This is a genomic window from Bacteroidales bacterium, from assembly GCA_014860575.1.
In the GTDB taxonomy this organism is placed as follows: Bacteria; Bacteroidota; Bacteroidia; order Bacteroidales; family JAAYJT01; genus JAAYJT01.
The window spans coordinates 71,609-92,310 of sequence record JACZJK010000042.1 but is presented as its reverse complement, the minus strand read 5'-3'; the positions used below and the strand labels follow the sequence as shown (position 1 = coordinate 92,310).

Here is a 20,702-nt window from a genome sequence, read left to right as displayed (position 1 = left end):
ATGTTCGTAAATCAGAAATAACAGCAAGTCTATGATAAAGGAGAAGTTTAAGGTGCACTAACCCCATCCTATCACTCCCAGCGATCGGATGGGTAAAAAACCCTTGGCAACAATATCCGTCAGACCGCCTGGAGCGGTCAGACGGGTAATAAACCCAGACAACAATAATCAAACTGCGAAAATCCGCTGAATCCGCGTCATCTGTGTTCGACCGGGAAGAAAAATCTACCTGAAAAGATTCCTGATATCGTTGGTATTGGCAAAAACTACCAATGCCAGCAAAAGTATCATTCCAACAACCTGTGCGTACTCTAGTACCTTGTCGCTGGGCTTGCGGCCCGAGATAAGTTCATACACCAGGAACAGCACATGCCCGCCATCCAATGCCGGTATTGGCAAAATATTCAGCACCGCCAGCATGATGGAAAGAAATGCCGTCAATTCCCAAAAAGCCTGCCAGTTCCACACCGAAGGGAAAATGCTGCCGATGGTGATAAATCCGCCTACCGATTCATACGCCTTGGTTTTGGGCGAAATCAGCAGCCTGAGCTGTTTCAGATAATTACCGATGCCGGTATAGCCTTTTGAGATGCCGGCAGGGATCGCCTGGATAAGGTTATATTCTTTTGTTTTCAGATTAAAATAGTGCTCAAGTTGCTGAACGGTGGAAACGCCGATCAGGCCTTCTTCCGGCACAGCAACGGCAAACTGCAAAGTGTCGGTTGCCCGAACAACGCCTATATCCACGGTTTGATTTTTGAAATCGGGAATGCGAGCGCGGAATTGATCAAAATAAGGTACAAGTTCGCCGTTGATGGAAATAATGCGGTCGCCTGTTTCAATTCCGGCATTCTTTGCCGGCGAGCTTGCTGCGAACCCACCCACCTCAAACGGAAAGCGAATGCCAATGAAATCGGGTTCGCGCTGCTGCAAAAGTTTTGTGACAAATCCGTCAGGAACCTGGATGTTTACAGGTTCTTCATCGCGGATCACACTCACGGTTTGAATATTATCGAGTATGATTGTAATTGGGATTTTAAAGAACTCGCCAGCTGGTTTACCATCAAGGGCAACAATGCGATCGCCACTCTGCAACCCCATTTCTTCTGCCATTGGACTGGCCACGATACCAAACTTTACTTCTTCGGCGGGCAAATATTGTTCGCCCCAGGTGGCTAAAACTGCAATATAGATTGCAAAAGCCAGGATGATATTCACAGTTACTCCGCCAACCATGATGATCAGGCGCTGCCATGCAGGTTTTGAACGGAACTCCCAGGGCTGTGGCTCACGCTTCATTTGTTCGCGGTCGAGAGATTCGTCAATCATACCGGCAATTTTCACATAACCTCCCAATGGCAGCCAACCAATCCCGTAAGTGGTTTCTCCAATCTTCTTTTTAAAAAGTGAAAACCATGGGTTGAAGAAAAGATAAAAACTCTCAACACGTACCTTGAAAATTCGGGCTGCAATATAATGCCCGAGTTCATGAAAGATAACCAGTATGCTGAGACTGAGTAAGAGTTGCGCTGCTTTAATAAGTATTTCCATTTATAAATTAATTTTTCTGATCAGCTCTAACGCCCTGATCCTTGTTTCATTGTCTGTGAGAATATAATCATCAAGATTTGGTTCGGGTATAAAAGGAAGCAGTTCCATACATTGTTCAATTGCATCGCTCATTTGCAGGAACCCTATTTTATCTTTTAAAAATGCTGCGACCACAATTTCATTGGCGGCATTGAGCATGCAGGCTGCGTTGCCGCCTTTTTCAAGCGCTGAATAAGCGAGTGCAAGATTACGAAAATTTGCGGTATCAGGCGGTTCGAAACTAAGGTTCGGATAAGCTAAAAAGCTGAAACGGGGAAAGTTCGATGGAAGCCTTTCGGGAAAAGCAAGCGCATATTGAATGGGCAGGCGCATATCAGGCAGGCCCATCTGCGCTTTTATTGAACCGTCTTCAAATTGAACCATGGAATGAATCACCGACTGCGGATGCACTACTACCTCAATTTGTGAAGGGTTCAAATGAAACAGCCATTTTGCTTCAATCACCTCCAGGCCCTTGTTCATCATGGAAGCTGAGTCAATAGTGACCTTACAGCCCATTTTCCAGTTGGGATGGTTCAAAGCTTCATTTTTTGTAACCCTTTGCAATGCTTCGCGGCTCATACCCCGGAACGGGCCGCCGGAAGCGGTGAGGTAAATTTTCTCAACCGGATTGTGAAATTCGCCCTGCAGGCATTGAAAAATAGCGCTGTGCTCAGAATCAACGGGCAAAATAGCAATCCGTTTTTCAGCTGCTTTGCGCATAACCAGATCACCGGCAACCACCAGGGTTTCTTTATTTGCAAGGGCAATATGCTTTCCGGCTTCAATGGCACAAAGGGTTGGTTTCAGACCCGAAAAACCTACCAATGCTGATAACACCAGGTCAATTTCATCCATCTGCACAATCTGGAATAACGAATCTTCGCCTGCAAACACTTTAATATCATGCGGCATCAAAGCGTTCTTTACTTCATTGTAATATTTTTCATTGCCAATCACCACCGCATTGGGCAAAAATTCAATGGCTTGTTTTATCAGTAAACCGGCGTTCGACATTGCGGTGAGCACTTCCACGCTGAAGCGTTCAGGAAACTGCCTGATAACCTCCAGGGCCTGGGTTCCTATTGAGCCCGTTGAACCCAGTATGGCAATTTTCTTCTTCATTGGTTGATGGTGGTGATGGTTGTCAGTGCAGATGTATTGTTGTCAGAAAATCATGTAATCCCTTGGGTTCAAGGCATTGCCATTGTACCAGAGTTCGAAATGAAGATGCGGGCCGGTGGAATACTCGCCCGATTCGCCAACAATGGCAATCGGTTCGCCGGCACGTACATAGGCGCCTTCTTTTTTAAACAGCACGGCATTATGTTTATACACGCTTATATAATTTTGCTGGTGCTGGATCACAATCACATGGCCGGTTTCAATTGTCCAGCTTGAGATAAGCACAATGCCATCAAGTGTTGCTTTCACAACTTCATTCTCGGGTGCAACTATATCAATCCCATAATGGTTTTCAAGTGGGTTAAACTCGTTGGTTACGATCCCCTTTAATGGGGAAAAAAAAAGCTGCCCGCTCAGTTTCCCGGTTGATATGATTTCTGAGGTACCAGTAATTGAATACATCCTTACCTGGTTCTCAAATTCTTCGCGAAGAAGGGAATCGGCTTTTGAATGCGTTATTTGCACTTCGGTGTACTGCCTGAGCAATGAATCGTTTTTTTCATAATTGATATCTTCAGGGTCTTCGCCCAACAGTATGAGGCGCAGGTTTGAAAGATATTGTTCGTTAGCGCCCAGCACAAACTCCAGGCTGTCGGCACGGGTGTGCAAATCATACACATTCTTGCTCAGATTCACATCCGTATAGCCCGGAATGTATTCGCGCAACGAGGTGAAAGCGATTATGTAAGTTGTTAATATAATGAGTAAAATGGCTATGGACCCTGCAAACACAAATACATTCAATCGCGAAAGTCTGAAGGAAAGTTTTTCCTCATACGTTTCATCATCCCTGATCACCAGGCGATACCTGGCCCGCATGCGCTGATACCAGCGCTTTTTTTTCGGCTTATCAAGTTCCTGGAGCAATTCATTCATGGGATAAAGAGGAGGTTAAGCGGGTGCAAATATCGTTAAAATACCTTTGCCGGATTATTTTGAACCAAACATCAATCAGAACGCTTGCAATTGAAAGCTTGTTATACTTTTGCAAAGATTCCCCATAAAATAATAATTTTGCCGGGAATGAGTTAATACAAAGAACTCCTAAAGCATATCACAGGTTTTGTTGAAGCGCCTCATTTTAATATTCTGAACCTTGAGAATCAATTACCGCTCAATATCGTTTGTTTCCTTTTTGTTACTGATCCTTGCAGTAACGCTTACTTCGTGTTCAACAAAAAAGAACTCGTTCACGCGCAGGGCTTTTCACAACCTTACATCGCATTACAATACTTATTGGAATGGCAATGAGGCCTATGAGGAAGGTTTGCGCGAACTTGATAAGCAGATAAAGATTAACTACACCGAAATTCTTCCGGTTGAAGATTTTGGCGATATGCAACAGGCACAGGCTATCAATACCTATATGGACCGGGCCATTGAGAAAGCATCGAAAGTGGTTCAAAAACACACCATGTTTTTTGAGCGTAAGGAGCAGGTAAAAAGAGTTCCGGATAGTTACCAACTGATTGGGAAGGCATACTTCTATAAACAGGATTACTTCAGTGCAAGGCAAACATTTGAGTTTGTCGCACAAAAATACGAACGTCAGCCAATCCGCTTCAAAGCTCAGTTATGGCAAGCCCGCACTGCTATACAGTTAGGTGAATTTGAACGCTCCGTTACCCTGCTCGACAATCTTCAGAACCAGGTCAGGCGTAAAGATTTCCCCAAAGAGCTGATTCCTCAGATACCCGTTGTGTATGCCTTGCATTACACCGAACAGAAAAGCTACCAGGAAGCAAAACCTTTCCTGCGTAAGGCGGCAGAACTCAGCCGCGACAAGGATTTCACGGCACGCATGTATTATATTCTGGCTCAGATCCACCAGGAAGAAGGCGCTTTTGCCGATGCCAGCAGTTATTATGCTAAGGTGATTAAGCTAAATCCTGCTTACGAAATGCGTTTCAGCGCCCAGATAAGTATGGCCCAGAGTTTTGATGCAACAAGCGGAAGCAGCCGGCAAATAGTTGCCGATCTTAACAAACTGCTGAAAGACTCCAAGAACAAAGACTATCAGGACCAGATTTATTATGCGCTTGCCCATGTTGCTTTACGCGAAAACAACGACAGCGCCGCCTACAGATATCTTCGTGAATCAGTGGCTACCAGCGTTACCAACGATTTCCAGAAAACCTTGTCGGCCCGCAAGCTTGCCGATTTGTATTTTGCGATCCCACAATACCAGGATGCCTACGTTTATTATGATACAACAATGCAGACGCTGCAGTTCGACCATCCCGATTATGCTGCCATTGACAAAAAAACTACAGTGCTCAGGGAATTGGTTGGCCATTTGAACACCATTCAACTCCAGGACAGTCTGCAGATGCTTGCTGCCCTGCCGGAAGAAGCCCGCAATAAAATTGTTGACCAGATTATTGCAGATTACCAGGCCGAACAGGATCGGATAAAAAAAGAAGAAGAACTGCTAGCCTCTGCAACACCATCATTTACTCCAATGCCTGGGCGTGATCCAAGTCGTGGCATGTTGCAGCAGGTAACCGGCGGTGGCTGGTATTTCTACAATCCGCAGGCTATCAGTTTCGGGTTTTCTGACTTTACCCGAAAATGGGGTCGCAGGAAACTTGAAGACAACTGGAGGCTTAGCGATAAACGCACTTATAGTTTTGATGGAAACGATATGCTTGCAGCTGAAACCGACTCGATTGATGAAAAAGGGGGTGGGAAAGGTGCCAGCGATCCGCTGAAACGTGAAACCTACCTGGCCAATATTCCATCCAGTCCTGAGCAGATTGAAGCCTCAAACCGATTGATTTCGGCTGCCATGTACCAACTCGCCTATGTTTTCAGGGAAGGCTTACAGGATTATCCCAGATCGGCTGCAACTTTTGAGGCTTTCCTTAACAGGTTCCCCGCTGACGAACAGGTACTCAACGCCCATTATCACTTGTACACACTTCATACAATTGAATGCAATCAAGCCAAGGCCGATGAGTACAAACGCATCATCATTCAACGCTATCCCGATAGTGAATATGCCTCAATCTTATCCGATCCTGAATATTTTTCGCGGCAGGAAGCGGAGAAAAGAAAAGTGGAACTTCTTTACGAAGACACCTACAAGGCCTATAAAAGCAATCAGCACCAGATGGTGGTTATTTACAGCAATGAGGCTGAAAACACTTATCCCGACTCTCCCTTGCTTCCAAAATTTGCTTATCTGCGCGCTTTGTCTAAAGGTGGAATGCATAATCAGGACACGCTTATTGCAGAACTGAAAAGCTTTATTGCCGACTATCCGTCAAGTGAAATTATACCTTTGGCACAAGGAATCCTTGCCGGTTATGGCATAGAGGGATTTGAAGATGAAGATGGCAAAGTTGCCGTTCAACAGGAAGCGCCTTCAATTTATTCGTTTTCGCCTGAGCAAAACCATTTCTTTGTACTTGTGGTTGATCACAACAAAACCAATGTTGATGCCACACGTATCCGTATTTCCGATTACAACACCAGAAATTACAAACTTGACAATTTAAGCGTAAACACGGTGCTGATTGACGATAACAACCAGATGATATCTGTAAGCAACTTTGCCGGTATTGAGAAAGCAATGGCTTACTTTAATGCAATAAATGAAAGCGATTATGTTTTCTCACCGCAACTGAGAAGGGATTCACAGTTCTTTGTGATTTCTTCCGATAACTACCCGGTCTTTTATCGTGATAAGGCAATTGCCACCTATATGGAATTTTTCCAGAAGCATTACTTTCAAAAATAGTTTTATAAGCTTAAAAAAGAAACCCCGTCAGAAATTAATATTCTGCCGGGGTTTTACAATTTCAGGCTGGTTGTTTTATTCAGCAGGTCTTAGTTCGTAGGTTCGCATTGGTTTGTAATCCAGCGCCCACAGCCAGATTGGCCAGATGAAAAATCCACCGATGATGGCGCCCACGTTGGGTTCTTCATTTCGGGTCACTGTTGTTGCAAACGGCTCATAACCTTCCTTCTCAAGCACCACGGAAGTGCTGGAGAAAATAATCTTTTTATCAGAGTGCGTGTGGGGGGTTGTACCTACAGTTTCGCCATCAATGTAAATCTTAGCTCCGCTGGGAACCGATTGGATCAATGTAGTGCTTACGCAACTGCTTAGAAAAATGGTAGCAGCCATAAGCCCCACCAGGATTTTTGAGGATAAAGTTTGTTTTTTCATGACAATAATGATTTTGTGAATTGATGTTAGACATTTCCGTGAGCGCAAAGTTACAATTGTTGTGCCTTTTCTTGATTAAATGATAGGAACTGAATTTTTTTCCTCTCCTGAACTTTACTTAACATATTATCTGCGTATTGAATTAACCTTATTTTTGCCCCACAAATCTTCCCATTGTGCGATTCGTAGAAATCCTTTTTATAGCTATTGGCCTTTCATTGGACTCATTTGCAGTTTCGCTGGCTGTAGGCATGTCGCACAAAAAAATGCGCTGGCCTGTCGTGATACGGGCCGTATTTTTCTTTGGGATTTTTCAGGGCGGTTTTGCCGCACTGGGCTGGTGGTTTAGTCAGTCGTTTAAAGAAATGATCGAACATTTCGATCACTGGGTGGCTTTCGCTCTTTTGCTTGGTATTGGAAGCAAAATGATCTGGGAATCTATTCGATCCAACCCCGGCGACAGGTCGTTCAATGTTGAAAAATACCTGATTCTTATCGGCCTTTCCATTGCAACAAGTATTGACGCACTGATCGTTGGCATGGGGTTGGGTTTTTTGGAAATGCCAATTCTTTTATCGGTTGCGTTGATTGGATTGGTGACAATAATATTTTCTCTTACAGGTTTCATACTCGGCATCAAAAACGGATTTCGTTTGTTGGGTAACAGGGCCGAATTGCTCGGCGGCCTGATCCTAATCGGCATCGGAATAAATATGCTGATTCAACACTTAAATTATTGATTATGGCAATCATACGCATCACCAAAGCTTTCAATTTTGAAATGGCACATGCCCTCAAAGATCACGAAGGGGCTTGCCGCAATATCCACGGCCATACTTATGAGCTATTCGTTACCATTATTGGCGAACCCAAAGCCGAGGATGGCCACCCGGCTAATGGCATGATCATGGATTTTAAAGACTTGAAGGAAATTGTAAACAAGAATATTGTAAAGCTTTACGATCACGCTTTTGTGGTAAGTGAACGATCACCATGGGCAACTGACAAAGGTGCTCAAAGTTGCAAGCTCATTGTGCTTCCTTTTGAACCCACCAGCGAAAACCTGGTGGCGGAATATGCACGGATTCTAAATGAAGCACTTCCCTCGGATGTGAAACTCCACAGCCTGCGGCTTCGCGAAACCACCACGGCCTACGCCGAATGGTTCGCAAGTGACAACCAATAAAAAAGCCGGCATTGCTGCCAGCTTTTTACGTTGTTTGCTATCTCTATTTTTTAAGTCTATTCACTTTTTTGAGCCACTACTTTTGCAGTCAGAAACTCCGAGTTCATACGGGCAATCGTAGTCACCGAAATCCCTTTCGGGCATTCGGCTTCGCAGGCGTAGGTATTCGAACAGCTACCGAAACCTTCCCTGTCCATAGCAGCCGTCATTTTCTGAACCCTTTCACGGGCCTCAATTTTACCCTGAGGAAGCGTTGATAACTGGTAAACCTTTGATGCTACAAACAGCATGGCCGAAGAATTTTTACAGGCAGCTACACAGGCTCCACAACCAATGCATACGGCAGCATCAAATGCCTTGTCGGCAGAATTTTTGCAGACTGGAATATTGTTTGCTTCGGGCGCTGAGCCGCTATCTATTGAAATATAACCTCCGGCGGCGATGATCCTGTCGAAGGCTGTGCGGTCAACAACCAGGTCCTTGATAACCGGAAATGCTTTAGCCCTCCACGGTTCGATCACGATGGTTTGTCCGTCTTTAAAGAAACGCATGCGCAGTTCACAGGTGGTCGTTTTGCCTTCGGGGCCGTGAGGCTGTCCGTTAATATATAATCCGCATGAACCGCATATCCCTTCGCGGCAGTCGTGGTCGAAACTGACGGGATCCTTGCTTTCCTTGGCCAGTTTCAGGTTCAAGGCATCCATCATTTCAAGGAATCCCATTTCGGGCGAAACATTATCGAGTTCGTAGGTTTCAAATTTTCCTTTGGCTCTGGCATTCTTTTGGCGCCATATCTGGAGTTTTATTTTCATAATCTGGAATTTTAGTGATTAGTTTTTAACAAGCTGTTGTTCAGGTGTTACTTGTAACTTCTTACTTTGAGCTCCACAAACTCAAAATTAAGTTCTTCTTTATGCAACACTGGGTCCTGATCTTCGCCCATGAATTCCCAGGCTGAAACGAAAGTGAAATTGGAATCGTCACGTTTGGCTTCGCCTGTTTCGGTCTGGCTCTCCTCACGGAAATGTGCCCCGCAGCTTTCTTCACGGTTCAAGGCATCAATGATCATCAGTTTTCCAACTTTAAAGAAAGCGATCATTCTTCCCGCTTTTTCAAGCTCCTGGTTAAATTCTTCGCCGTTTCCTGCCACAAGCAGATCGGACCAGAATTCCTTTTCAAGATCGTCAAGTTTTTTCAAGCCCACATTCAACCCTTCTGCGTTACGGAACATACCACAATGATCCCACATGATCTTGCCCAGCCGTTTGTGGAATGTTGAAGGAGTTTGTTTGCCTTTTATTGAAAGCAACTTGCTAATAGTTTCTTTCACCTCGTTTTCGGTTTTTTCAAATTCGGGCAGGTCGGTTTTTATTTTGGGAACCTTTATTTGATCCGAAAGATAATCAGAAATGGTGTAGGGAATAATGAAATAGCCATCGCCGGCACACTGCATCAGCGAAGCGGCACCCAATCGGTTCGCACCGTGAACACTGAAATTTGCTTCGCCAATGGCAAACAGACCGGGTATGGTTGTCATCATATTGTAATCAACCCAAAGCCCGCCCATGGTATAGTGCCCTGCCGGATAAATTCGCATGGGTTCGGCATACGGGTTTGTTCCTGCGATTTTTTCATACATTTCAAACAGGTTTCCATATTTGTCTTCAATGGCCTTTTTTCCTTGTTTATTGATGGCGTCTTTGAAATCGAGATAAACGCTCAAGCCGGTTTCGCCAACGCCATAACCGGCATCGCAGCGTTCTTTGGCAGCGCGCGAAGCCACATCGCGGGGAACCAGATTACCAAATGCCGGATATCTTCTTTCGAGGTAATAATCGCGTTCTTCTTCAGGAATGCTGTTGGGATGTCGTTTGTCGCCTTTTTGTTTTGGGACCCAAACCCGGCCATCATTGCGCAGCGATTCCGACATCAGGGTCAATTTGCTTTGAAATTCATTGAGAACCGGAATACTGGTTGGGTGGATCTGGATAAAACTTGGGTTGCCAAACAGAGCACCGTTTTTATATCCGATCCAGGCTGCCGAGGCATTGCTGTTTACAGCCAGGGTCGAAAGATAATACACCGTACCGTAACCACCAGTTGCAAAAACTACTGCGTGCGCAGCATGACGTTCGATTTCGCCTGTTATAAGATTGCGGACAATTATGCCTCGCGCCCTTCCGTCAACAACTACAAGGTCGAGCATTTCTCGACGGGCATACATAGTAACAGTTCCTTTTGCAATTTGCCTGTTCATGGATGAGTATGCGCCCAGAATACACTGTTGACCGGTTTGCCCCTTGGCATAAAAGGTTCTTGAAACCTGCACACCGCCGAATGAGCGGGTTGTAAGTGCGCCGCCGTAATCCCGTGCAAAGGGAACACCCAAAGCGGTGTAATGGTCAATCACCTGGTTGCTGACTTCGGCAGCACGGTAAACATCGGCTTCGCGGGAACGATAATCACCGCCTTTGATCATATCCAAAAAGAGCCGGTAAACGCTGTCGCCGTCGTTGCGGTAATTTTTTGCAGCGTTGATCCCGCCTTGTGCGGCAACGCTATGCGCACGCCGGGGACTGTCCTGGTAACAGAATACTTTTACATTGTATCCAAGCTCTCCAAGCGATGATGCAGCACCGGCGCCGGCAAGCCCGGTTCCTACAATGATAATATCCAGTTTCTTTTTATTGGCAGGATTTACCAGTCGCATGGCTGCTTTATGTTTTGCCCATTTTTCGGCCAGCGGGCCTGCGGGTACTTTTGCATCGAGTTTGGTCATAATATTATTGAATTAGCTGTTTAATCAATGATAATTAATGGCTTATCCCTTGAATATGAAAAGGAAATAAATCGGGATAACCGCGAACCCTGCTGCAATGATGATGGCATAAACCGTGCTGATCAGTTTTACTGCAGGCGTGTATTTGGTGTGGTTCAAACCCAGGGTCTGAAATGCGGATTGCAGGGCATGGCTCAGATGAAAGCCAAGGAATATAAACGAAATCAGATAGAACGCTGAGAACAATGGCTGCTGGAACAAAAAAATCGCTTGCGGATAAAAGTCGTGTGTGTCTTCCATAATGCCAGGCTGGGGCGCCATTCCTATTTTGATGGCGTAAAAATGCCAGAGGTGAAGCAGCAGAAAAACAAAAATGATTGCTCCGGTGTGAAACATGTATTTCGACATGAAGTAAGTGTGTGACTTTTGGGAAACTTTGTAACCAACCGGCCGTGCAACCCAATTCTTTACTGTGATCAGAATACCCAGCAGAATGTGAATAATATATCCTGCAAACAATACTATTTCCATGACTTTTATCACCGGGTTGGTTGCCATGAAATTTACTGCCTGCCGGAAAGTTTCCCCTGCATCGGCCTTGAGCATCAGTAAATTAATAACCAGGTGAACAGCTAAAAAAGTAATCAGAAAAAGACCGGCCAGGGCGGTAATAACTTTTTTGCTGATAGAGGCAAATGTTAAAGTTGAATCACTCATATTGATGGTTAGTTAATCATATAATTTGTAATGCCTGAAAGGTATGTCAGGTTTTTTCCTTTATTTTGTATGCTTCTGACGAGTAACAAAAGTAAATACAATATTAATCTTCAGAAAACTTTTTAAATAATTTATAGCCAATCTAAATAGATACTGTTGCCATGAGATACGACCCTATCAGCAAAGAGTTTTTTATTCAGAACCGGGCATCGCTCGTAAAGAAGCTAAAACCGCATTCCCTCGCCGTTGTCAATTCCAATGATGAAATGCCCCGAAATGGCGATCAGAATTTTGTGTTCAGGCAAAACTCGGATTTGTTTTACCTTACCGGCCTTGATCAGGAAAAATGTATTTTGGTGCTTTGTCCGAACCATCCGCTTGAAGCCATGCGGGAGCTTGTTTTCATTCCAAATGTGAGCCGCGAGCAAGTGATCTGGTACGGTGAAAAATATTCGCCGGAAGAAGCAAGCGAAATTTCGGGGATTAAATCTGTAAAATTTCTCGAAGATTTTGAAATTACATTTAAAGATTTGGCTTCGCGTTCAGAGTGCATTTATTTGAACCAGAACGAATACCCAAAATACATCACCGAAGTGCCTTACCGCGATTTACGCTTCGCCAATAAAATTAGAGAACAGTTTCCGGCACATCCGGTTGAAAGGCTGGCTCCTCTTGTTTCCGAACTCAGGCTGGTGAAAGGGCCAACGGAAATCGCCATTATGCAAAAAGCCTGCGACATTACCGAAAAAGGATTCAGGCGTGTGCTTGCTTCTGTTCGGCCTGGCATGATGGAATACGAAGTTGAAGCAGAGTTCAGCCATGAATTTTTGCGTCATGGCGCTGCCGGATTTGCTTATCCGCCTATCATCGCCTCTGGAAAAAGCGCCTGTATTTTGCATTATAATATCAATGATAAACCCTGCAAGGATGGCGATCTGTTGCTGATGGATTTTGGAGCCGAATATGCCAATTACGCAGCCGATTGCTCACGCACCATTCCGGTAAACGGGAAATTTACCCCACGGCAGCGTCAGGTTTATGAAGCCGTTCTCAGGGTTCTGAAAAAAGCGATTAAACTTTTGGTGCCAGGTATCACACTGGATCAGGCGCAGACCGAAGTGATCATACTTATTGATGCCGAGTGTATCGGGCTCGGTTTATATATCGAAGAGGATAAGAAGCAAAAACCTGAGAAGCAATTTTTCTTCGATTATTATATGCATGGGGTTTCGCATTTTCTTGGCCTCGATGTGCATGATGTTGGCAACCGGCAAATCGTGCTTCAGAAAGGAATGGTAGTTACCTGCGAACCTGCAATTTATATTGAAAAAGAAGGAATTGGGGTCAGGCTGGAAAATGATATTGTTGTTGACGATGAACCCATTGACCTGATGGCCGGCATTCCAATAGAAGTTGATGAAATCGAAGCGTTGATGGGCAAAAGAAACCAATAGACGAAATTTATAAATCCCAATTAAAACACATAACATGTTCAACAAAAGCGTTTACACCGAAAGAAGAAACCAACTAAAAAAAGATGTATCATCCGGATTGATATTGTTCTTGGGCAACGAGGATGCCCCGATGAATTATCCGGCCAACACTTATCATTACAGGCAGGATAGCAATTTCCTGTATTTCTTTGGGCATAACCTTGCCGGCCTGGCAGGCATCATTGATATTGATAATGGCAGCGATATTCTTTTTGGCGATGATATTGATATTGAAGACATCATCTGGATGGGACTCCAGGAATCAATGCGCGATAAGGCAGATAAAGTTGGCGTCAGCATTACTGAACCTTACATTAAACTTTCCGGATATATAGCTGACGCGGTGAAACAAGGCCGCAAGATTCATTTTACCCCGCCTTACCGGGCAAAGAATATTCTGCTGCTTGAAAAAATGCTTGGCATTCATCCATCACAAATTAAGAATTACGCATCACTTGAGTTGGTCAAAGCTATAATTAAACAGCGCTCAGTAAAAGATGCCGATGAAATTGCTGAAATTGAAAAAGCCTGCAATACAGGATATGAGATGCATACCACAGCCATGAAAATGGCCCGTCCGGGTTTAGTTGAGCAGGAAATTGCCGGTGCGATCGAAGGCATTGCCCTGAGTAAAGGCAACGGAACTTCTTTCCCTGTGATCCTTTCGGTTCGGGGCGAAACACTGCATAATCATTTTCATGGCAACGTGATGAAAGATGGCGATCTGTTATTGATTGACGCCGGTGCAGCCACTTTCATGGATTATACCAGCGACTTTACCCGCACAGTTCCTGTCAGCGGGAAATTCTCACCCAAACAGAAAGCCATTTATGAAATTGTACTCGAAGCCAACGTGAAAGCTATTGAAGCCTGCCGCCCGGGAATCACTTACAAGGAAGTTCATTTGCTTGCAAGCCGGATCATCGCCAATGGCCTGAAGGAAGCCGGTTTGATGAAAGGAAATATGGAAGATGCCGTTAAGGCCGGAGCACACGCTTTGTTTTTCCCTCATGGCCTTGGCCACATGATGGGCCTGGATGTGCACGATATGGAAGACCTCGGCCAGATTTATGTAGGTTACGATGATGAAATAAGACCCAGCGATCAGTTTGGAACCGCCTACCTTCGCCTTGGCCGCCGCCTGCAGGAAGGATTCGTGCTGACAGTTGAACCTGGTATCTATTTCATTCCTGCGCTCATTGACAAATGGAAAGCCGAAGGACTCCATACCGGGTTTATCAATTACGACAAAGTTGAGGAATACAAAGGTTTTGGTGGTGTTCGCATCGAAGATGATATCCTGATCACAGCCGATGGGTATCAGTTGCTTGGCAAGCCCGTGCCAAAAGCCGTGGCTGAGATAGAAGAGATCATGAAGAAATAAAGCCCAAAGGCTAAAATTCAAAGTTCAAAATTCAAAGGAAGACCATGGTATCATAATATAATTCTGTTCTGCGAATAATTTTTCAATATTTGAAGGAGTTAGAGCTTAATACTTTAGACTTTGAATTTTAGACTTTGAGCTTTGAATTTTGAACTTGCAAAAACCTGACTTATGAGCCAATACATTGAATTTCGTTCACAGAACGTACATTACACCGATACAGGCGAAGGGCCTGTGCTGGTGTTGCTGCATGGATTCACTGAATCGCTTGCAATCTGGAAACCCTTTTCAGAAGAACTTTCAAAATCTTTCCGGGTGATTTGCGTGGATTTGCCCGGGCATGGCCGCTCCGCGAATTTCGAAGCTGTGCATAGCATGGAATTTATGACAGAGGTAGTTCATGCAGTGCTTTCTTTTTGCAGGATTCAGCAATGTGTGATGGTCGGACACAGCATGGGTGGTTATGTGGCGCTGGCTTTTGCCCATCTTTATCCTGAATTTCTGAAAGGATTGGTTCTTTTCCATTCGCAGGCGGATGCCGATAATGAAGAAGCCCGCCACAACCGCGATCGCACCATTGAGATCGTACGACAAGACCGCTCAGGCTTTATCAACCAGTTTATTCCCGATTTATTTGCCCCTGCCAACCGTGAGCGCCTGGCCAGTGAAATAGAAGTGCTTACAAATCAGGCGGGAAGCATTTCGGGTAAAGGATTGGTGGCTGCATTGGAAGGGATGAAGGTAAGACACGGATGGCGTGATCTGCTTCAAACGTTGACAATTCCAGTGCTTTTCATTGCCGGCAAGCAGGACACCCGAATCCCAATTGATAAAGTGATAGAACAGATTGCCCTTCCTAAGCACGCCGAAGCATTGTTACTTGAAGGAGTAGGGCATATGGGTTATCTGGAAGCGCCGGAAATTACGCTTGGAGTAATAAGTGATTTTACGAAAAGGATAAATAAAGCCTGATCAAATGCCATATAACTCATGATCCATGATGTATTTCATGATTTCACGGGGAATAAATGATTCCACATCTTTACCTTCCTTCAGAAGCTTGCGGATTTTTGTGGACGAAATCTTTATCAGCGGAGCTTGTGTAATTGTAACATTGGGTCTGCTGGCAAAGGGGCTGCTAACTTTCTTTTGCCTTGGATAAACCAGCAGTTGATATTTTTCTAAAATCTGCTCATAGTTTTTCCAAAGCTGGAACTCTTCTAGGTTATCCGAACCTATCATTAGAAAAAAGCTTCTCTCGGGATGATTTTTTGATAGTAACTCCAGCGTATCAAAAGTATAAGAAGGTTTTGGCATCCAAAACTCCACATCACTTACTTTGAGCCTGGGCTCAGAGCCAACAGCCACATTCAACATCTCAAGCCGCTGTTCAGCGCTGGCCAACGATGCTGGATCCTTTAGCGGATTTTGAGGGGAAACGATAAACCAGACCTCATCAAGGCTTTCGTGTTCAAGCATATACCTTGCAATGATCAGGTGTCCGTTGTGCAACGGATTAAACGAACCAAAAAAAAGTCCTGTCTTCATTTTATCAGGATTCATGACTGGTCAGAGGTTTATAAATGAATCAGCAATCGTATTTTGCCGGAAATGCCAGCAATCCGCCGTTTGTTTAAGCAAGTCAAAATTAGCAATTAGAAGTATGCCCCAACCATTACCTGCATCAAACTCTGTATTTTTGTGAAGCCTGGCCGCTCTACAGAAACAGAGATATTTATTTTAGTTTTGCAAGGAGCCTCACACTGAAGCATCCAAAAAGCAGGAATTTTTTAATAAAACAGTTTGGAATACAGGCTCACAATTTCAGATAAATCAACAAAGCCCGGGTTTATGTGTTTAATCCAAAATCCCTGTCATGAATAATATTGAACCGTACAAGTCAAAGAATCATATCCGCGTTGTAACCGCCGCTTCGCTGTTTGATGGGCACGATGCCGCCATCAATGTGATGCGCCGGATTATTCAATCCACCGGCGTCGAAGTCATACACCTCGGGCACGATCGTTCCGTGCAGGAAATTGTGGACTGCGCTATCCAGGAAGATGTTCAGGGCATTGCGCTTTCATCTTATCAGGGCGGCCACATGGAATATTTCAAATACATGTACGATTTGCTTCAGGAGCGCGGTTCGGGACACATCAAAATATTTGGCGGTGGCGGTGGTGTGATCCTTCCCCACGAGATCAAAGAACTTCAGGATTATGGCATTGAGCGCATTTATTCGCCTGACGATGGCCGCTCCATGGGCTTGCAGGGCATGATCAACGATATGGTTGAAAAGTTGGATTTCCCACTCGGCAAAGATATATCAATTGAAGCCAAAGACATAAGCCACAACAATCCGCAAACCATTGCCCGCCTTATAACGGCAACCGAAAATTATCCTGAAAAAACCCGCACGCTACTTGATACTATTGCCAAAGATTGCAGTCGCATCCAGTCGCCGGTGATTGGGATTACAGGAACCGGAGGCGCAGGAAAGTCATCCGTGACCGATGAAATCATCCGTCGCTTGCTGGTTGACTTTCCCGAAAAACATTTTGCCATTATTTCGGTTGATCCTACACGCAAACGCTCCGGTGGCGCCTTGCTTGGCGACCGCATCCGTATGAATGCTGTGCATCATCCGAACGTATATATGCGTTCGCTGGCAACACGCCAGGCCAATGTTGCTCTATCAAAACATATCAAAGATGTACTCTGCATCATCAAAAATGCAGGATTTGACCTTGTTTTGCTTGAAACTTCCGGGATAGGCCAAAGCGACTCGCAAATAACCGAGCATGCTGACCTTGCGCTTTATGTAATGACCCCTGAATTTGGCGCCCCAACCCAACTTGAAAAAATTGACATGCTCGATTTCGCTGATATGGTTGTGCTCAACAAAGCCGACCGCCCCGGTGCAGCCGATGCCCTCAATCATGTGCGCAAGCAATACACCCGCAACCGCCTCCTTTTCGAGTCCGATCCTGAAAGCCTGCCAATTTATCCAACCATTGCCTCGCGGTTTAACGATCCGGGTGTGAACCGCATGTATACCGCGCTCATCAAAATGATTGACGACCGCACCATGCAGGATTTCTCCAGGAAACTACATGTAGAGGAAGAGCCGGGAAAAATGACTCCGATTATTCCAGCTTCACGGGTGCGCTATCTTTCTGAGATTGCCGAAACGGTTCGCAACTATAATACATGGAGTGAGGAGCAATCAACGCTTGCACAGGAATATTATGCACTTATGCTGAGCGCTGAGAACATGGGCAAGGATAATGAGACCGATTCGAACCTGAAGAAATCCCTTTTACAAAAAGCCGAAAAGATCAAAGCAAAGCTTGAACCCGAAAACCTTCGATTCATTGAATCCTGGGAAACATTAAAGAAAAGTTATAGCGACGCGGTTTTTGAGTATACGGTTCGCAATAAAACCATTCGTGTTGAAACCCACACCGAAACGCTTTCGCACCTGCAGGTTCCAAAAATCGTCCTCCCTGAATTTATGGGTTGGGGAGACCTACTGAAATGGCAGCTGCTAGAAAATGTTCCCGGTGAATTTCCTTATGCAGCGGGTGTTTTCCCATTCAAACGCGAAGCCGAAGACCCCACACGCATGTTTGCCGGCGAAGGCGCTCCTGAACGCACAAACAAGCGTTTTCATTACCTGAGTAAAGGCATGCCCGCACGACGTCTTTCCACGGCTTTTGATTCGGTTACATTGTATGGTCGCGATCCTGGTGAAAGGCCAGATATTTACGGTAAGATAGGCAACTCCGGAGTTTCGGTTTGCTGTCTTGATGATGCCAAGAAACTGTATTCCGGCTTCAATCTTGCTGATCCGGCTACTTCGGTTTCCATGACAATTAATGGCCCGGCGCCGGCATTGGTTGGCTATTTTATGAACACGGCCATTGATCAGCAGTGTGAGATATATATCAGGAAACATGGCCTGACTGACGAAGTCGGGAAAAAAATCAAAAAGATTTTCAAGGATCGCAAAACCACACGCCCGATGTATAATGGTCCACTTCCCGATGGTAATGACGGACTTGGGCTCATGCTGCTGGGCGTTACCGGCGATCAGGTGCTCCCGGCTGAAGTGTATGAAAAGATCAAAACTGATACTTTATCGGCTGTACGTGGAACGGTTCAGGCCGATATTTTGAAAGAAGACCAGGCGCAGAACACCTGTATTTTCTCAACAGAATTTGCCCTGCGAATGATGGGCGATATCCAGGAATATTTTATCACTAAGAAGGTCCGGAATTTTTATTCGGTTTCTATTTCCGGGTATCATATAGCTGAAGCCGGCGCAAATCCTATCACGCAACTGGCGTTCACACTGGCCAACGGCTTCACCTTCCTTGAATATTACCGCTCCCGCGGAATGAAAGTAGACGATTTTGCACCCAACTTCTCCTTCTTTTTCTCCAATGGCCTGGATGCCGAATATACAGTGATAGGCCGTGTAGCAAGAATAATCTGGGCAAAAGCACTCAAGCATCTTTACAAAGCCTCTGATCGTTCACAAAAACTGAAATATCATATTCAAACATCCGGGCGTTCGCTGCATGCCCAGGAAATTGAGTTTAACGATATCCGTACCACCTTGCAGGCGTTGGGCGCTATTTATGATAACTGCAACTCCCTTCACACCAACGCTTTCGACGAAGCAATCACTACGCCCACCGAGGATTCGGTTCGCAGGGCGGTAGCAATACAAATGATCATCAACCATGAGTTGGGCCTCGCCAGGAACCAGAATGCGCTGCAGGGTTCTTTCATCATTGAGCAACTTACCAATCTAGTGGAAGAAGCCGTATTACAGGAATTTGAACGTATTACGGAACGCGGTGGTGTGCTCGGCGCCATGGAAACCATGTACCAGCGCAACAAGATCCAGGAAGAATCATTGTATTACGAACACCTGAAGCACAGCGGCAAACTACCCATTATGGGTGTGAACACTTTCCTTTCGGCAAGCGGTTCGCCCACTACTATTCCAGGCGAAGTGATCCGTGCCACCGAACAGGAAAAGCAAAACCAGATTGCAACACTACGAAACCTCCTGGTTCGCAACGAAGAGGAATCTCATATTGCACTTGACAACCTCAAGAAATCTGCCCTACGCAATCAAAATACTTTTGATGCTTTGATGGAAGCCACAAAGAACTGTACGTTAGGACAGATCACCCAGGCGTTGTTTGAAGTGGGTGGGCAGTACCGGAGGAATATGTAGAATCCGGTACAATTACAATTTTTTCTATTTTATTCAAAAGGTACAAAAGCAATTGCTTTAAAGCTATCTAGCTTTATCGAATTATACGCTTAAAAGGGCATATTAAACTCACAGCTCATTTATCGCAGATAGAAAAGCCTTCATAAATTCAACAATCATTGCTCACTGGATCTACCAACAACCGCTCCTGTAATTGCCTCAACATTCCTTAGTGAACAAATGTTACCTTCAGGGTTTTTTTAAGGATATTCCCGGTTGCCAGAAATTTGGCAGTAACTATATAATCACCTTCATGCTGGATGGCGTGGTTAAAGAATGGCCAGTCAACATTGAATGAATATTTGTAATTCCCGGTCAATTCAAAAGAATTATGGGTATTGCTAAACTTGATTGTCTTACCCCATTCCCAGATCAGTGTCCTGTTAGGATCATGAATGGTAAATTCAAAGAATTGGGAGGTAGGGCAAGAGCCCCGGTATTCGCCAACGGCAAGCCATCTGTAATCCAGGATTATTTTCAGGTTGTTCAGAAAAGGTGGAGGTCCTCCAATCTGTGGCATTTTATTCACCCACATCATTTGATCTTCGGCCGAGTAAGTGTTTCCCACGAATGAAAGTTGCATACTGAGCTTGCTGATGGTTGGCTCGTTTGCTGGCAATTCGCCTGTTAATTCTTCGCCATAAGGAATGATAGTTTTGTAGTTGATACGGCCTTCCTGCAGTTCGCCTCCAATCGAGATCTTTCTTGCCAGGAACGCATGCAGCACCGGGTCAATATCCCACAGTTCCGATTTCTTTTTGATGGGGTATTCCGTGATATCCCTTTGTGGTTCAAGTAATTGTAAGTAGTAGGCTGGCCCTTCTGATCGTGAACCTATTTCAGCCAACATCGCGTAAAGGTAACCATTGAATTTGTCCATAATAATTCCTCCAATTTTAAT

General features: G+C 44.9%; 16 protein-coding genes. 7 read left to right on the top strand and 9 right to left on the bottom strand.

Annotation, left to right across the window (positions count from 1 at the left end; all coding sequences use genetic code 11):
• Window positions 1–225: 225 nt before the first annotated feature.
• Genes rseP through IH597_11565 form a run of 3 tightly spaced genes read right to left on the bottom strand, consistent with a single transcriptional unit; the run spans window position 226 to window position 3,651 of the window.
• Window positions 226–1,551, bottom strand: a complete 1,326-nt coding sequence (rseP, locus tag IH597_11575) for an RIP metalloprotease RseP (GenBank protein MBE0663093.1) — start codon at window positions 1,549–1,551, stop codon at window positions 226–228.
• Window positions 1,552–2,715, bottom strand: a complete 1,164-nt coding sequence (locus IH597_11570; protein ID MBE0663092.1) for a 1-deoxy-D-xylulose-5-phosphate reductoisomerase — start codon at window positions 2,713–2,715, stop codon at window positions 1,552–1,554.
• Between the two features lie 42 nt (window positions 2,716–2,757).
• Window positions 2,758–3,651 carry a M23 family metallopeptidase gene (locus IH597_11565; GenBank protein MBE0663091.1) on the bottom strand — a complete coding sequence of 298 codons (894 nt, stop codon included), beginning with the start codon at window positions 3,649–3,651 and terminating at the stop codon, window positions 2,758–2,760.
• Between the two features lie 220 nt (window positions 3,652–3,871).
• Here IH597_11565 and IH597_11560 point away from each other — a divergent pair, with 220 nt between their 5' ends.
• The gene (locus IH597_11560) at window positions 3,872–6,517 is read left to right on the top strand and encodes a hypothetical protein (GenBank protein ID MBE0663090.1); all 2,646 of its coding nucleotides are present in this window, start codon (window positions 3,872–3,874) and stop codon (window positions 6,515–6,517) included.
• 75 nt (window positions 6,518–6,592) lie between these two features.
• Here IH597_11560 and IH597_11555 read toward each other — a convergent pair whose 3' ends face one another.
• Window positions 6,593–6,949: a PEGA domain-containing protein gene (locus tag IH597_11555; protein MBE0663089.1), complete on the bottom strand. Its 357-nt coding sequence runs from the start codon at window positions 6,947–6,949 to the stop codon at window positions 6,593–6,595.
• A gap of 176 nt (window positions 6,950–7,125) precedes the next feature.
• Between IH597_11555 and IH597_11550 the strand changes: the two genes are divergently transcribed.
• The gene (locus IH597_11550) at window positions 7,126–7,689 is read left to right on the top strand and encodes a manganese efflux pump (GenBank protein ID MBE0663088.1); all 564 of its coding nucleotides are present in this window, start codon (window positions 7,126–7,128) and stop codon (window positions 7,687–7,689) included.
• Window positions 7,690–7,697: 8 nt separating this feature from the next.
• Window positions 7,698–8,135: a 6-carboxytetrahydropterin synthase gene (locus IH597_11545; GenBank protein MBE0663087.1), complete on the top strand. Its 438-nt coding sequence runs from the start codon at window positions 7,698–7,700 to the stop codon at window positions 8,133–8,135.
• 56 nt (window positions 8,136–8,191) lie between these two features.
• Here the strand turns inward: IH597_11545 and IH597_11540 are convergent, their stop codons facing one another.
• From IH597_11540 to IH597_11530, 3 genes are read right to left on the bottom strand one after another with little or no spacing between them, the layout of a single operon-like run.
• Window positions 8,192–8,947: a succinate dehydrogenase/fumarate reductase iron-sulfur subunit gene (locus IH597_11540; protein ID MBE0663086.1), complete on the bottom strand. Its 756-nt coding sequence runs from the start codon at window positions 8,945–8,947 to the stop codon at window positions 8,192–8,194.
• Between the two features lie 47 nt (window positions 8,948–8,994).
• The gene (locus IH597_11535; GenBank protein MBE0663085.1) at window positions 8,995–10,914 is read right to left on the bottom strand and encodes a fumarate reductase/succinate dehydrogenase flavoprotein subunit; all 1,920 of its coding nucleotides are present in this window, start codon (window positions 10,912–10,914) and stop codon (window positions 8,995–8,997) included.
• Window positions 10,915–10,956: 42 nt separating this feature from the next.
• Entirely contained in the window at window positions 10,957–11,631 is a 675-nt protein-coding gene (locus tag IH597_11530) for a succinate dehydrogenase cytochrome b subunit (GenBank protein MBE0663084.1), read from the bottom strand.
• A gap of 161 nt (window positions 11,632–11,792) precedes the next feature.
• Here IH597_11530 and IH597_11525 point away from each other — a divergent pair, with 161 nt between their 5' ends.
• The 3 genes from IH597_11525 to IH597_11515 all read left to right on the top strand — a co-directional run bounded on the left by IH597_11525 (window position 11,793) and on the right by IH597_11515 (window position 15,480).
• The gene (locus IH597_11525) at window positions 11,793–13,085 is read left to right on the top strand and encodes an aminopeptidase P N-terminal domain-containing protein (protein MBE0663083.1); all 1,293 of its coding nucleotides are present in this window, start codon (window positions 11,793–11,795) and stop codon (window positions 13,083–13,085) included.
• A 34-nt stretch (window positions 13,086–13,119) separates the two neighbouring features.
• A complete protein-coding gene (locus IH597_11520; GenBank protein MBE0663082.1) occupies window positions 13,120–14,508 on the top strand; it encodes an aminopeptidase P family protein in 1,389 nt (462 codons plus the stop codon).
• A gap of 171 nt (window positions 14,509–14,679) precedes the next feature.
• Window positions 14,680–15,480 (top strand): alpha/beta hydrolase, encoded by an 801-nt coding sequence (locus tag IH597_11515; GenBank protein ID MBE0663081.1) that lies wholly within the window; start codon window positions 14,680–14,682, stop codon window positions 15,478–15,480.
• Here IH597_11515 and IH597_11510 read toward each other — a convergent pair whose 3' ends face one another.
• Complete coding sequence (locus IH597_11510) at window positions 15,481–16,056, bottom strand: nicotinate-nucleotide adenylyltransferase (GenBank protein MBE0663080.1); 576 nt, start codon at window positions 16,054–16,056, stop codon at window positions 15,481–15,483.
• 328 nt (window positions 16,057–16,384) lie between these two features.
• On the opposite strand from IH597_11510, the gene IH597_11505 reads away from it, so the two are divergent.
• Entirely contained in the window at window positions 16,385–19,762 is a 3,378-nt protein-coding gene (locus IH597_11505) for a methylmalonyl-CoA mutase family protein (GenBank protein ID MBE0663079.1), read from the top strand.
• Window positions 19,763–19,970: 208 nt separating this feature from the next.
• Here IH597_11505 and IH597_11500 read toward each other — a convergent pair whose 3' ends face one another.
• Window positions 19,971–20,681, bottom strand: a complete 711-nt coding sequence (locus IH597_11500) for a hypothetical protein (protein MBE0663078.1) — start codon at window positions 20,679–20,681, stop codon at window positions 19,971–19,973.
• Between the last annotated feature and the right edge of the window lie 21 nt (window positions 20,682–20,702).